Source organism: Commensalibacter communis, from assembly GCF_947179105.1.
Classification (GTDB): Bacteria; Pseudomonadota; Alphaproteobacteria; order Acetobacterales; family Acetobacteraceae; genus Commensalibacter; species Commensalibacter communis.
Genome location: NZ_CAMXCK010000010.1, coordinates 1 through 15,135 on the forward strand (window position 1 = coordinate 1; position 15,135 = coordinate 15,135).

At 37.7% G+C, this 15,135-nt stretch carries 9 protein-coding genes and 1 pseudogene; 9 read left to right on the forward strand and 1 reads right to left on the reverse strand.

Going from position 1 to position 15,135, the window contains the following annotated elements; all coding sequences use genetic code 11:
• Positions 1 to 2,619, reverse strand: a pseudogene (locus PQG52_RS10875) (hypothetical protein); the annotation flags it as partial.
• A gap of 163 nt (positions 2,620 to 2,782) precedes the next feature.
• On the opposite strand from PQG52_RS10875, the gene PQG52_RS10880 reads away from it, so the two are divergent.
• The 9 genes from PQG52_RS10880 (at position 2,783) to PQG52_RS10920 (ending at position 15,132) form a co-directional block, all read left to right on the forward strand.
• Positions 2,783 to 3,451, forward strand: coding sequence for a 4'-phosphopantetheinyl transferase family protein (locus tag PQG52_RS10880; protein ID WP_271829506.1), 669 nt, complete (start codon positions 2,783 to 2,785; stop codon positions 3,449 to 3,451).
• Positions 3,452 to 3,603: 152 nt separating this feature from the next.
• Positions 3,604 to 5,751: a TonB-dependent siderophore receptor gene (locus PQG52_RS10885; RefSeq protein ID WP_271829508.1), complete on the forward strand. Its 2,148-nt coding sequence runs from the start codon at positions 3,604 to 3,606 to the stop codon at positions 5,749 to 5,751.
• 19 nt (positions 5,752 to 5,770) lie between these two features.
• Complete coding sequence (locus PQG52_RS10890; protein ID WP_271829509.1) at positions 5,771 to 6,910, forward strand: ABC transporter substrate-binding protein; 1,140 nt, start codon at positions 5,771 to 5,773, stop codon at positions 6,908 to 6,910.
• Positions 6,907 to 7,974 carry a FecCD family ABC transporter permease gene (locus PQG52_RS10895; protein ID WP_271801907.1) on the forward strand — a complete coding sequence of 356 codons (1,068 nt, stop codon included), beginning with the start codon at positions 6,907 to 6,909 and terminating at the stop codon, positions 7,972 to 7,974. The genes PQG52_RS10890 and PQG52_RS10895 overlap by 4 nt, the downstream gene beginning before the upstream one ends.
• Positions 7,971 to 8,792 carry an ABC transporter ATP-binding protein gene (locus tag PQG52_RS10900; protein WP_271829510.1) on the forward strand — a complete coding sequence of 274 codons (822 nt, stop codon included), beginning with the start codon at positions 7,971 to 7,973 and terminating at the stop codon, positions 8,790 to 8,792. Before PQG52_RS10895 ends, PQG52_RS10900 begins: the two co-directional genes overlap by 4 nt.
• Positions 8,785 to 10,509 carry an ABC transporter ATP-binding protein gene (locus PQG52_RS10905; protein WP_271829512.1) on the forward strand — a complete coding sequence of 575 codons (1,725 nt, stop codon included), beginning with the start codon at positions 8,785 to 8,787 and terminating at the stop codon, positions 10,507 to 10,509. The genes PQG52_RS10900 and PQG52_RS10905 overlap by 8 nt, the downstream gene beginning before the upstream one ends.
• Entirely contained in the window at positions 10,506 to 12,236 is a 1,731-nt protein-coding gene (locus tag PQG52_RS10910) for an ABC transporter ATP-binding protein (RefSeq protein ID WP_271829514.1), read from the forward strand. Before PQG52_RS10905 ends, PQG52_RS10910 begins: the two co-directional genes overlap by 4 nt.
• Before the next feature lie 134 nt (positions 12,237 to 12,370).
• Complete coding sequence (locus PQG52_RS10915; RefSeq protein WP_271829515.1) at positions 12,371 to 13,270, forward strand: helix-turn-helix domain-containing protein; 900 nt, start codon at positions 12,371 to 12,373, stop codon at positions 13,268 to 13,270.
• A 203-nt stretch (positions 13,271 to 13,473) separates the two neighbouring features.
• Entirely contained in the window at positions 13,474 to 15,132 is a 1,659-nt protein-coding gene (locus tag PQG52_RS10920) for a (2,3-dihydroxybenzoyl)adenylate synthase (protein WP_271829516.1), read from the forward strand.
• Positions 15,133 to 15,135: the final 3 nt, after the last annotated feature.

The window sequence follows — 15,135 nt, forward strand, 5'->3', positions numbered from 1 at the left end:
AATTCCAACAGATCTAGGCGCTATAAAACTCCTCGCTTGTATCGGTAAAATACCACCATCTTGTCCAAAATCATCCAAATCATCTAATAAAGTTGTAGGGGTTTGTTTTCCTATATCATTTGTTGTATTTGTCGAAGGTTGGTTTTGGTCAGTAGCGATAAAAGATCTTGATTGGTTTTGATCAATATTAATTTTTGGAGCTGAATCTGTTTCTTCAAATAAAGTAGGATCATTCAATACAGCTAAGAAATCTGTGCCTGAAAGTGAGTCAATTGTGATATCCTGCAATGCTTTACGTGAGTTAAGAAAACCTCCAGTTAATACATTCAGTGGACCAGACCGCGTAACATGATCTGCATCCATCATTAGAGAACCACCAGAGCTTACGGTTGTTCTACCAAGGCTGCCGGAGTTAATATTTAAAATACCGCCTGTGTTAACGGTATTATTCATGACGCTTCCACCATTAACAGCTAAATAACCGTTTATATTAATTACAGTCGTATTAACGCTACCACCAGATACTCTGAAGATGCCAGCGGAATTCACTGTTACAGTGTTTGCACTACCACCAGAGCTAACATCGACAGTGCCGTTGTTTAAAATAGTTGTGTTTCTAGCCAAACCACCAGTATAAATGATTTGAGCACCATTATCCACAACAGTACTGCTTGCTACACCACCAGTATAAAGGATTTCTCTGCCACCATTGGTAACAGTTGTTGAAACGCTCGCACCAGAGTAAACATTGAGTGTTCCACCTGGAATGAAGGTAACATTGTCTGTAATGACACCGCCAGCACTGACATTCAATGTTCCACCTGATAAGGTAATAGTGTTTGCTCTTCCCCCGTCATAAATGGTTTGTTGACCACCTGTTAGAATAACGGTGTTTGTTGTCGATCCAAACACACTACTTGTTCCAGAAACAGTTTGTAAACCACCACTATGAATATTTGTGCTATTGGCTAAACCACCTTCACCGACATTCATTACACCATTTTGATTAATTGTTGTTCCATATACAACACCAGTCGATAACACCGTTTGAGTGCCGCCGTTATTAATGACAGTATAAAATCCTTGACCACCACTAAAAACATTTTGAGTGCCGGTGCTATTAATAATAGTGGTGTAAGCAGACGCATTATTATAAACATTTTGTACACCACTTGCATTGATAATTGTGGATGTCGTTGATGCATTGTCATAAACGTTTTGCGTACCATTTGCTTGTACAACAGTTGAGGTAGCAGAGCCACCATTGGCTACATTCTCAACAGAATCTTGTCTTACTTTTGTGCCGGTTGTTGTTCCACCAAATGCGACAAGTAACGTTGCTCCACTATATAGATTTGTATTTTTGACGTCACCATATACTTCTTGCGTTCCGCCAGAGCTAACGATTGTATCGGCTGCGGAGCCACCTGCGACGATAAAGCTGGATCCTCCAGCAAAAACCGTTGCAGCGGATGCTACGCCTCCTGAATACACATATTGCTTTCCACCAAGGATCTGTGTGCTGACAGAAGAACCAATAGATGACATTTGTGTAAATCTATTAAAACCAACATCTTCAATACTACCGCTGGAAAGAGAGGCTTGGAATGATAGACCATTATTTGTAGTTGTGATATAACCACCTGAATTGACAGTTGTAAAAAAACCCTTACCACCATCATGTATATTCTGCACACCACCATTACTTATTTGCGCGGTATAAGCAGAGGCATCATTATAAACATTTTGTGTACCACCTTTTATAATGGTTGAGGTTGCTGAACCATTATTATAAATATTTTGCACACCATTAGCGCTCACAACTGTAGCTGTTGCAGAGCCTCGACTATAAACATTTTCGATCGAATTTGATCCGACCTTTGTGCCTGTAGCTGATCCAGCGAATGCTACAAGTAGTGTCCCGCCATTATATAGATTTGTGTTGGTGACATGCCCATACACTTCTTGCGTACCACCATTGCTGATTATAGTATCAACGGCAGAACCACCTGCGACGATAAAGCTAGACCCATTAGCAAAAACAGTTGCAGCGGATGCTATACCGCCTGAATATACATATTGTTTCCCTCCATAGATTTGTGTGCTGAGAGAAGAACCAATAGACGACATGTTTGTAAGTCTGTTAAAACCGACATCTTCAATACCGCCACTGTTAAGATAGGCTTGGATAGAGACACCACCCCTTGTGGTTGTCATGTAACCACCTGAATTGATTTGTGTATAAAAAGCGGAACCACCATCATATATCGTTTGGATGCCACTATTGTTGACAATAGTTGTGTAAGCCGATCCAACATTGTAAACATTTTGGATACCACCACTATTGACATTTGTTGAGGTTGTGGATGCCCAATTATAAACATTCTGGATACCACCATTGTTAATAATGGTGGTAGCTGCGGAACCACCATTTAAAACGTCTTCTTTGCCGCCTTCATGAATGATTGTGCCATAAGTATGTCCAGCGACATTTAATGCTGCCCCATTTAAGATTGAAAAATTAACAGCACTTCCTAAAACTGTAATTAAATCACCATTCGTATTATATGTCTGATTAAATTTAGCTGTTCCAGAAATGATTGTACTGGTTGTTACCATAGTGTAATCCTTTTATTGTTGAAAAAAGTCTCAATTTCTTATAAAAAATAAATTGATTATTGTATAGTAATTATTATTAATAAATAATATGTTTTTGTATTTAAATGAAAAAAATTAGTTTATACGCTTTTATCAATTGACTTAATTATGGTAGCATCACGAAATGGTTGATTTGTGGTTTGCTCGTTTAAATGCTTCCGAACCTTTTAGTCCTGAACAGTTTGAGTGGCTTGATGGTTATGAAATAGAACGCTATTTACTTATTAAAGATGAAACTAAGGCAAAGCGATTTGCTGCTGCTCATATAGCTTTACGTCAGATTTTAGGTAACTATCTCAATGTTCGACCTTTTGATATAGAATTTTATTCAAATCAATATGGAAAACCTTTTATTAATGGTGGTCCTGCATTTTCTTTAAGCCATAGTAGTGATGGTATATTGATTGCTATCTCAGCAAGGGGGACTATTGGTGTTGATCTTGAACGGATAAAAACCGTCGATTTTCAATCTATTCTTTGTGACATTTGCTCTGTTTCTGAATTAAAAAGAATCTCACAATATCCGTATAATTACATAAATTGGTTACGTTTTTGGGTTCGTAAAGAGGCGGCCGTTAAAGCCCTAGGCACAGGTTTACAGTCACTGGGTGATGTAGCTATTCCATTTCATAGTAAGAAATCAGACTATTTCAGGGTAATTTTACGACAAGATGGGGATATTAAATTTTGGTATCTTTATGACTTAGATATCCCTTATGGATTTATGGCTAGTATTGTTACGAACCAAGCACGAATAGTGAAACCAATAAAGATAGTTGATATTTTCTCTTAAGAAATGAAACTATGTCATATACGTGTTTTTAGCTAAAGAAAAAGTCTTGTAAGCTAAAGTCATCTCTATTGTTAAAGATAACCTTCCCATATCATATTGATAATGAAAATCATTATCAATATGATATGGTGCTTATTTAAGGTTTAGACAAGATGGGTTTCAAGCAAAGAATTATTGTTTCTTTGGTATACGCAATAAATATTGCTTATTTTTTAGATGGCTTCCAGAGTTTTGCACAAGAAAAAGATTCAGATCCAGTTACTGAAACAATTGTGGTGCGTGGCGAACGTGTGAATGGACCAGTGCATGGATATGTAGCCAAACAAAGTTCAACAGCAAGCAAGACTGAAACATCAATTCTTAAAATACCACAATCAATCAGTGTGGTTGGTCGCGAAGAAATGGATGATCGGAATGTGCAAACCACGACGCAAGCGCTGCAATATGTCCCAGGTGTTTTTGCTTCTACCTCAGCAGCTTCACAAAGGTTTGACTATTTTAATATTCGCGGATTTGATGCTACCTTGAATGGTGCATTATTGGATGGTCTTCGTTCAACAACGGCACAATCTTATGCTCGTTATCAGCCTTTTGGTATGGAACGTATTGAGGTGTTACGTGGCCCTAGTGGGTTTCTCTATGGTATTGGATCTCCTGGTGGTGTTGTCAATGCCATTAGTAAACAACCAACAAAAGAAAAAATCCGAGAAGTTGGTGTTAATGGAGGGAGTTATGGTCGTATACAAGGTGAAGCGGATTTTTCTGGTCCGATCGATAAAGATAAAACATTGCTTTATCGAGTAGTCGGTGTGATTAGAAAAAGTGGCACTCAGTTTAGATATGTTCCAGATAATACGGGATATATTGCCCCCTCTTTTTCTTGGAAACCTGATTCCAATACATCTCTAACAATTTTATCCTCATTTAGTCGTGATGAATTTGGACCGCCCCGACCCTTCTTGCCAATTTATGGAACAATTTTATCCAATCAAAATGGGAAATTAAAACGCAATCTTTATCTCGATGGTCGGCATTTAGACAATCATATGACTCAAATGGGCTTAGGATATATTTTTGATCATCGGTTTAATGATACATGGTCCATTCATTCAGCCAGCCGTTATACTTATAATGATTTGTTGACACAAACATTGTCTGGGATGTCACTTGCGAGTGATATGCGAACCCTTAATCGTGCAGCTTATGAATTTAGAATTACAGGTCGTGTTTTTTCAACGGATAATTATGGAAAAGCGGAATGGGATATTGGTGATATTGTAAAGGGAACTTCTATTTTAGGAACTTCTTGGCGTAATCTTGGTGAGGATTATTCTTTAGATTTTGGCAGGGCTAGTTCTATTGATATTTATCATCCAACCTATGGTGCAGGGTTTAGTGCACCAACGCCTTTTACGAAAACATATCAAAAGGCAAACGAAGTTGGGATTTACACAGCTCATACATTAACATTTGTTAAACATCTAGTTCTTAATTTTGATGCCCGTCAAGACTGGGCAATGGTGGATACACGTAATAAGTTGTCTAGAGCAACCACAAGTCAAAATGACAACAAATTTACCTACCTTACAGGCCTAACATATGTGACAGACTTTGGTGCAGCACCTTATTTCAGTTATACAACTTCTTTTGCCCCAACTCTTGGAACGGATTTTTATGGAAATACTTTTAAACCAACTGAGGGAAAACAAATCGAAGCAGGTATAAAATATAAACCCAATCATTTTGATGCTTTATTTACCTTTGCTTGGTTCCGTATCGATCAAACCAATGTTAAAACGACCGATCCAAGCAATATACAAAACTCCATTCAAACAGGGGAAGTCCGCTCTCAAGGGGTTGAATTATCAGCCGTTGCCAACATTACTTCTGATTTTAAAGTGCTGGCAAATTATACTTACAATGATCTTTCAACAACGAAAACTACTGTTCCTGGTGCATTGCATAAAGTACCAACAGGACTGCCACAACATATGGCTTCTTTTTGGGGTGATTACACGCTCAGTAAAGGAAAGTTAGCGGGTCTTGGTCTTGGCTTTGGTATGCGTTATGTTGGCAAAACTTATGCGAACACATTAAATACCATCAAAGTTCCTGACTTTACCTTATTCGACATGGCAGCTCACTACAATTTCAACAAACTAATTTCGAATAATGGCTTGAGACTGGATGTTAATCTGAATAACATGTTTAACAAACGTTATTATTCCACATGTTCTGCATCATCATGTAACGAAGGTTTTGGTCGCACGGTGATGGCAAATCTCACGTATCGTTGGTAATCAAGGAATGACCATTTTTATGAATAACTTTTATTTTCCAATCATCTCTAAACGTCTATTTTTAATACTCGTCTTATCAATATCCATATTTGGTAGCATTACTCTGTGTAATGCACAAACGAGTAAAGATACTGCTATTACAGTAACGGATATGTTGGGCCGAAAAGTAACTTTACCAGCACCTGCAAAGCGTATTGTTCTGTCTGAAAGTCGTCATGTTTTGACATTAGCTCTACTTGACAAAGACCCTTTATCGCGTGTGGTTGGATGGGGAAATGATCTTCAAAAATACTCGCCTGAATTATTTAATGCACTTCGCAAGAAATTTCCAAAAGCAAACGATATTCCAAATGTTGGTGGATTAACAAATAGATCCTTTTCAATGGAAGCCGTAATTGCTGCAAAACCAGATCTAGTTATTTTTACGTTATATGGTCCTATTCCAGATGGTATAGAAAAGCTTGATAAGGCGGGTATTCCGTATGTATTTGTAGATTTCTTTCGTGATCCTCTTAAAAAAACCATTCCAAGTATGTTGATGCTTGGCAAATTATTAGATCGTGAAAAAGAGGCAAACTCTTTTGTGTCATATTATGAACAGCATATGAGGAATATTGCTGAGCTTGTCAAAAATACCAAACAACTAAAGGTTTTATTCCATCTTAATCCGGATGGTAAAGATTGTTGTTTCAGCTCTGGTCACGGAAATATGAGCGATTTTATCGCTGCTGCTGGTGGAAAGAGCATTGGTATGGATAAAATCCCAGGGTCTGCAGGAAAATTGAGCTTGGAATATATTATTACTCGTGATCCAGATTTTTATTTAGTTGGTGGCGGTTCTACAGCTGCGTTGAATGGTTTAAAAATCGGACCTTCTATTTCAAAAGAACAGGCCGAAGCATCCATGACAAGTGTTATGCAGGCTCCTGGGGTTTCTAACCTACGTGCTGTTCGTGAAAATATGGCGGGTGGTGTTTGGCTGTTTTTCTTTGATACACCGCTGTTTTTTGTAGGGGTTGAGGAAATGGCTAAAATGTTTCATCCTAATGAGTTAAAAGACGTTGATCCAGATAAAACATTAACTGAGTTGAACAAGCAATTTATGGCTTTTCCTTTGGAAGGAACCTTTTGGGTCAACAAGGAGAGTAGCAGCCAATGATACAAAAAGTTGTTCCAGTTGAGTCGTCTCGTCAAAGGGTCGTAGCAGAATATCATCGTACTATTCACAAAAGAATTATATGGATTATTGGTCTTATTCTGTTGCTATTGATTGGCATTGTTGTAGACGTGATGACTGGACCAGCGGGGCTATCATTAAAAGAGATATTTCAGGGGCTTATTCACATTCATGATCCACATAATACATTAAGCGTTATTATGTGGAATATTCGCTTACCCACGGCATTATTTGCAGTGATGATTGGTGCCAGCTTAAGCTTGGCTGGTGCAGAAATGCAAACAATCTTATCCAATCCATTAGCTAGTCCATTCACACTTGGTGTCTCATCGGCTGCGGCCTTTGGTGCTGCACTTGCAATTGTATTGGGAATAACATTACCTTTCGTTCCCAAAAGCATAGCGGTTCCAGTTAATGCGTTTATCATGTCTTTTGGCGCGGTACTCCTTATTCAAGCCTTCGCAATTATTCAACGTGGACCGACATCACTCATTTTATTTGGAATTGCACTTGTTTTTGGATTTAATGCGCTTGTTGCTGTGATTCAATTTATTGCCCCCGCTGATTCTTTACAGCAGCTTGTGTTTTGGACGATGGGTGGACTAGATCGTGCGGACGGGTCTTCGTTAATAGCATTAGTCATTACGCTTGCAATTATCATTCCATTTTCAATGAAAGCAGCAATGTCATTAACATTGCTTTCTTTAGGGGAGGAACGCGCAAGTAGTCTTGGGGTTAATATTCGTAGACTACGCTTTGGATGTCTTTTTAGAACAAGCATTCTCGCTGCTGTATCTGTTGCTTTTGCTGGCACGATTGGATTTATTGGGCTTGTTGGTCCTCATATTGCAAGATTGATTGTTGGTGAAGATCATCGGTTCTTTCTGCCAGCTGCTCTTTTATCTGGTGCTATTATTATGTCGTTTGCCAGTATTTTATCAAAAATAGTTATTCCCGGTGTTTTGTTACCTATTGGTATTGTTACTTCTTTAATAGGGTTGCCCTGCTTCATATTCTTTTTAATTGCAGGAAAGTTTGTGCGATGAAATCAAATCCATCTTCTTTGTCTGTTCGCGGATTAAACGTGCATTATGGTCATGAAAAAATCATTGATGGGGTTGATCTATTGGATATTCAATCAGGTAAACTGACAGTTCTTGCGGGGTCAAATGGTGCTGGGAAGTCAACGATTTTACGTGCAATAGCTGGATTGGTCCGCGCAAGGGGATCGATAGAATGGGAGGGGAAAGATTTAATGACAATGAGCACAAATGAGAGGGCAAAAATCGTAGGGTTTATGCCGCAATCGATTGCAGCTACCTATGGATTAACAGTGCTTGAAAGTGTCATTCTTGCTTCACAAACTTTAACGCCGGTAATTGGGACGACTAAACATGAAGATCAAGCTTTATCAACATTAGAAAGGGTTGGTATTATCGATCTAGCGATGAAACATTTAGGGGGATTGTCAGGCGGGCAAAGGCAGCTTGCCAGCCTTGCTCAATCGCTTGTTCGTAATCCCAAGATTTTATTATTAGACGAACCAACCAGTGCCCTTGATTTAAGGCATCAGATAGAAGTCATGGCTTTGTTAAAATCTGTGGCTTCGTCTGGATGTATTGTGATCGTTGTTTTGCATGATTTGATGCTGGCATCCAATTGGGCGGATCATCTTATTTTTCTTCATGAAGGACACATTGTTGGTGCGGGAGAACCTAAAGCTGTTTTAACCTCTAATTTACTTGAAAAAATTTATGGTGTGAAAGCAAGCATAGCGCGCACAAAGCAAGGGACAGAGCATCTTGTCATCCATAAGTTATCAACTAATATGATGTTACAAGAAGGGGAATATTACAATGGGTAAATATAATATCCAAGCCCTTAGCCTTCAAACAAAAATTCGTGGGCAGCTGTTTGTTAATATTTTAGTTAATTTAGCTATTACCGCCTGTTATATTATACAAAGCATATTATTAGCATGGATTGTGGCACAATTATTCATTCAAAAGAAGACTGATATTTCCATTCCACTAATCATGTTAATTGCCGTTGTTATTTTAAGATCTTTTTTCCTTTGGATAGCCGAGATTGCTTCACAAAAAACAGCACAAGCTACAAAACAAGAATTACGAAAAAAACTTTTAACACGTCTATTTGAATTGGGTCCTAGTATTACATTACGCAAAGAAACAGGGGATATTCAAACGATAATTATCAATGGTGTTGAAGCGCTTGAATCTTATTATAGTCGTTATATACCAGCAATTATTGGTGCATTTCTGGGATCAGGTGGGGTTTTAATTATTCTTGCAGTAGTAGATTGGCCTTCAGCAATTTTACTGTCAATATTTGTTATTGCATTCCCTGTCATTGATCGTCTGTGGATGCGCTGGCAAATGCCTGAAATATCGGGCGTATTTGCTGCTATGGGTAATTTTGGGAATTATATGCTCGATAGTCTTCAAGGGATTATCATTTTAAAAGCATTTGGTGTTTCTGGACAACGCAGAAAGAGATTAGCTGAACGTACAGAAAATCTTAAACACGTATCAATGGAAACAATTAAGGTTACATTGATGAGAACAGGGTTAACAAGCCTGATAACTTTTTCAGGAATTGCATTGGTTATAGTTGTTAATAGCTATAGAGTAACGGTTGGTGACATTACCCCATTGGCGTTGTTAATTTTCTTATTTTTGGCTCGTGAAGCCTTTCGCCCTCTAGATCGTCTAGAAAAGGAGTTTAGTATCACTTGGGCTGCAAATGGGGCAATCCCGCCGATGGTTGAATTTCTAAACATGGATATTTTAGTAAACAATCCTACTCAACCTGTCACGCTTCCACAACATTATCCTATTGAATTCAAACATGTGAATTTTACCTATCCCAACTCTGATAAACCCGCGTTAAATGAGCTTTGCTTTACAATTAAAGAGTATGAAACGGTCGCTCTTGTAGGGGTATCAGGTTCTGGGAAAACCACTATTACGAATTTGTTACAGCGTTTTTTTGATGTTGATAATGGAGAAATTCTTATTGGAGATATTAATATCAGAAATATGTTACTTGATGATTTACACTCGTTAATTAGTGTTGTTTCACAAGATATATTTCTTTTTCATGGAACGATCGCCGAGAATTTGAGACTAGCGAAACCTGATGCTTCAGAGCAAGAGTTGCATCATGTTGCAACTGCTGCATGTATTAACGGGTTTATTGAAAAATTACCTCAAGGATATGAAACGATGGTTGGTGAACGAGGAGCAAACTTATCGGGTGGGCAGCGTCAACGTATTGCTATTGCACGTGCATTATTAAAAAATTCACCTATTCTTATTTTAGATGAAGCAACCTCTAATCTTGACCCCGAAAATGAAAAAGCTATTCAGGAATCTTTAGATACACTGACACAGGGACGTACAACGCTTATCATTGCGCATCGTTTATCTACAATTCAACATGTTAATCAAATCTTGGTTTTTGAAAATGGAAAATTGGTCGAACAAGGTTCTCCTTCTGAGCTTGCACAACATAGCGCTATCTACGCACGGCTGCTTTCCTTAGAAAGTCAAATCTTATGAGTAATAAAAATATTTTGGGATTAATCCCTCTTTTAAAAGGACAATATTCCCTACTAATATTAACTATCATCTCTGGAATTATCTCACAATGTGCAACACTTGCAACGCTTGCAATGGGTGGTTTGATCGTTGGTAAGGCAATTACAGGAAGCTCGTGGCAAGATCTTGTAACTCATTGTGTTTGTTTTGCTGTAATTGTTACGATTGTTGCCGTCTCACGCTGGTGGCAAGCACATATTTCGCATAAATTGGCTTTTACTTTGATCGAAAAACTTAGACTTGGGATTTATGATGGAATAGAAAGATCAGCCCCTAATGCCATTTTAGGAAAGCGTATTGGAGAGTTGGCATCGGTCGCAACTGCTGATGCTGAATTAATGGAGCATTTTTACGCTCATACTGTTGCTGATTATGTTGGTGCTGTTTTCATTCCTTTCATAGCATTATGTATTTTATTTACAATACATCCATTACTGACAGTTACGCTGGTGCCATTTTTAATATTTGTTGGCATTATTCCTTATTGGTTAGGTGTTAAAGCTCACAATCAAGGTAAAATTGTGATGGATAAATTAGGAGAGCTGAATGCAGAAACCGTTGAAGTTATTCAAGGGCAAAAAGACATCATTATTTTTGGGAGAACTAAAGAGATATTTAATCGATTAATGACACTTTCCAAAGCGTTAATTTCTGCACAATCTCATTATGGTAGAAGAGCTGGGATGGAGCAAGCAATGATTGATAGTGCAACTGCGCTTGGGATCATTTGTGTTACTTGGGTGGGAAGTGTCTTAATGGCTGATGAATTGTTGCCATTATCGCTTCTTCCTTTGGCAATTATGTTGGCAGGAGGAGCGCTGGCACCTATTGTTGAGGTCACACAAACAGCCAGGAAATTGGGGGAATTAAAGGCTGGGGCCTCTCGTATTTTAACGATCTTCCATCAGAAACATCAGATTATCGATAAAGGAACCGCACCAGCACCGACAGAAACTTCGATTTGCTTTGATAATGTTAGCTTTGGTTATGGTAATGATAGAGGTAATGTTTTGACCCAGCTCGACTTTATGATTTCGCCAGGTGAAACCGTAGCACTTGTTGGGTATTCTGGTGCGGGCAAAAGTACTGCAATTAATCTGTTATTGCGTTTTTGTGATGTGACCGAAGGAGCTATACGAATAGGTGGGCGTGATTTACGTGATTTACCAGTCGCAATCCTTCGGCAGTTAATTGCTTATGTACCTCAAGACATTCATCTGTTTAACGAGAGCATAATTGATAATATTCGTCTGGGTAAGCCTGAGGCTTCGTTAGAAGAGGTTGAAAAAGCGTCCAAACAAGCACAAGCACATGATTTTATTGTATCTTTTCCCCAAGGATACGATACAATATGTGGGGAGGCTGGTTCACGTCTTTCAGGGGGGCAAAAGCAACGTATTGCTATTGCACGTGCGTTGTTGATGCAGTCCCCAATCTTACTTCTTGATGAGGCATCTTCTCGGCTAGATAATGAAAATGAACATGCGTTTCAAAAAACATTATCTACGATAAGCCATCGCTGCACCATTATTCTAATTTCTCATCGTGTTTCTACGATGCAGGCGGTCGATCGTATTTTATTAATGGATAATGGAAAAATTGTTGAGCAAGGAAAGCATAAAGAACTGCTTTTATCTCAAGGAATATATGCAAAATTGATTGCATCAAGTAAAAAAACACAATTATGACAATAGAGTGAATGGTATATGTTAAAAAATAATAAGATATGCTACTAAGTAATATTTCGGAAATCTAATTATAAAGAGTTATTTATATTTAGCTGGAGCGTTATTAATTTTTACTATTACTCTGAGTTGCTATTATGAATTTGGATTCTCATTTACCTCCCATAACAACCTCTTCTGAGGCCGCTTACCATGAACAAACCATATCTTATTATGATGGGACAATATCCTTAAAAAATGGCACAATAAAGACATCCACCCAAAATTGGCAAACAGAGCCTTTGTTTGATGGATTAAAGATTATCATTATTGATAATAATGAGCTTCTTTGTAAATTACCTCATTCTCCTACTAGCAGAATTGCTGGTCCGTGTGTGTGTGCTGTTTGGAATCGTGGAGATGCTGAAGGATCCCAATCTTTTCCTGCTGGATGTTTATTGCGATATACAGCGGTAACATTATCAGCCAATAATCTGTTAAACAATTTTATAGAATCCCTCGAAACACTGGATAGTAAACTTCAGCTACATGCTAATAAACCCAAATTAATCACTATTCCATTGCCTCAATCTATTCGTAAGCTTTGCATACAAATCTCAAATTGCCCATTTCAAGGCAATTTTCGAAACATGTATTTATCAGGTAAAGCATTAGAATTAGCAGCACATACCCTGGAAACCATTCAACCTTCATCACAGAAAAATATAGAAACTAAATTTAAAGGGGCGAATTTTGAAAAAATCTTTATGGCAAAAGATATTTTAATTCAACGGATGCAAAATCCTCCTTCACTATCTGAATTAGCTTTGTTGGTAGGGATTAATACAAGAAAACTAACAATCGATTTCCGTAAAGTTTTTGGTGATAGTGTTTTTGGATATTTACAAACTTTACGACTTGATGCTGCATATCAAATGTTATCAGAAGGTGAATTGAACGTATCTTCTATTGCATATCAAATTGGTTATACACCTGCACATTTATCCGTAGCTTTTCGCAAAAAATTTGGCATTTGTCCAAAAGATATCCATTGTTAATATAGTCAATTTAAAATTACTAAATTCATATTACGTTTGTCTTAGTATTACCATACAGCAAAAAAAATAATTCCGTTAGCTAAAATATATTCTATTCCCTCTTATAATTTTCTTCGGTATTATTTTGCGAATGACAATCAATATCAATTAATAAATTGTTATTGCACTCATTAACCCTGGTTAATTTTTATGGATAAGTTGAAATGAATAGTTGCGATCCACTAAATGAAATCTCCAATATACCCTATTGGCCACAAGAGTTTGTAGATCGTTATATTGCTGATGGATTATGGACCAAAGATACTTTTGGGGATGAATTACACAAAATTTCATCTATCATGGGGGATAAAGTTGCTGTAACGGATAATGATAAAAAATTGTCATTTGAGGCATTAAACAAGTCAGTAAATGAGCTGGCATTAGGGTTTTTAAACCTTGGCTTACAGAAAAAAGATATTGTTATTGTCCAACTTCCCAATTCTATAGAATTTATAGAAATTACTTTTGCTCTTTTTCGTATTGGCGTTATTCCAATCTTTGCTTTGCCAGCACACAGAGAAAACGAGCTAAATTCTTTTTGTTCATTCACTAAAGCGCGTGCTTATATCACGGCAGATATGATTGCTGGTTATGATCATTGCATTCTAGCTAGTTCATTACAAGAAAAGTTCTCTTTTCTTAAATATGTAATTATCGTGGGAAAAGAAGATAAGGAAATCAACATTAACTCCTTAAGAAATAATTCGATTTCCCTTCCACTTCCACAAATTGATGCTCAAGATATCGCTTGTTTTCAATTGTCAGGTGGCACAACAGGTATTCCAAAATTAATTGTAAGGCGACACCAAGATTATCTTTATAACGTACGTGCTTGTATTGCAGCATGTCATTTTAATAAAGATACTACTTATCTCGCTGTATTACCAATGGGACATAATTTTCCAATGGCTTGCCCAGGATTTATTGGTACGATCCTTGCAGGTGGGCATGTCGTTATTACGAGGTCAGCTGTTGCGAGTGAATGTTTTGATTTGATAGAGCAAGAAGAGGTTACGGTTACTGCTCTTGTTCCCCCGCTTGCAATGGTTTGGCTCGATGCAGCTTCTATATTCAAACCAGACATTCCAAGTTTACAGGTCTTACAGGTTGGGGGGGCTAGACTCAGTAATGAAGCCGCACGCCAAGTAGAGCCAACATTAGGATGCAAACTTCAACAAGTGTTTGGAATGGCCGAGGGACTTATTTGTTTTACAGACTTAAATGATTCAGAGGAAATAGTCACAACTACACAAGGGAAACCAATGTCTGTTGCAGATGAAGTGCGAGTAGTAGATAAGCTTGGGCATCCTGTTCCTGATGGTGAAGTTGGGTATATCCTCACGCGTGGCCCTTATACTATTCGTGGATATTTTGGGCAAAATGAAGCCAATAAGACTTCTTTTACAGAGGATGGTTTTTACAAAAGTGGGGATTTAGTTAGAAAAATTGCTGGGTATTTAATCGTTGAAGGGCGTGACAAAGACCAAATTATTCAAGGTGGTGAGAATATTTCAATTGAAGAAATAGAAGGAATTCTTATTAAACATTCAGCAATTATCGATGCAGTCATCGTTGGATTACCTGATGAATATTATGGTGAGCGTATCTGTGCCTTTGTTCTTTGTAAAACACTTCCTACTACAGAAAATGATCTGCGCTTATTTCTTAAAAATCAAGGGTTGGCGCCATTTAAGATTCCATACCGATTTGAGTTTTTAGATCAATTTCCAACTACAGGCGTTGGAAAAATAAGCAAGAAAGAGCTGAGAAAAGAATTGTTGAAGATGCATCTGGAACAAGAAAAAATAAAGAAAGTCATATAATGG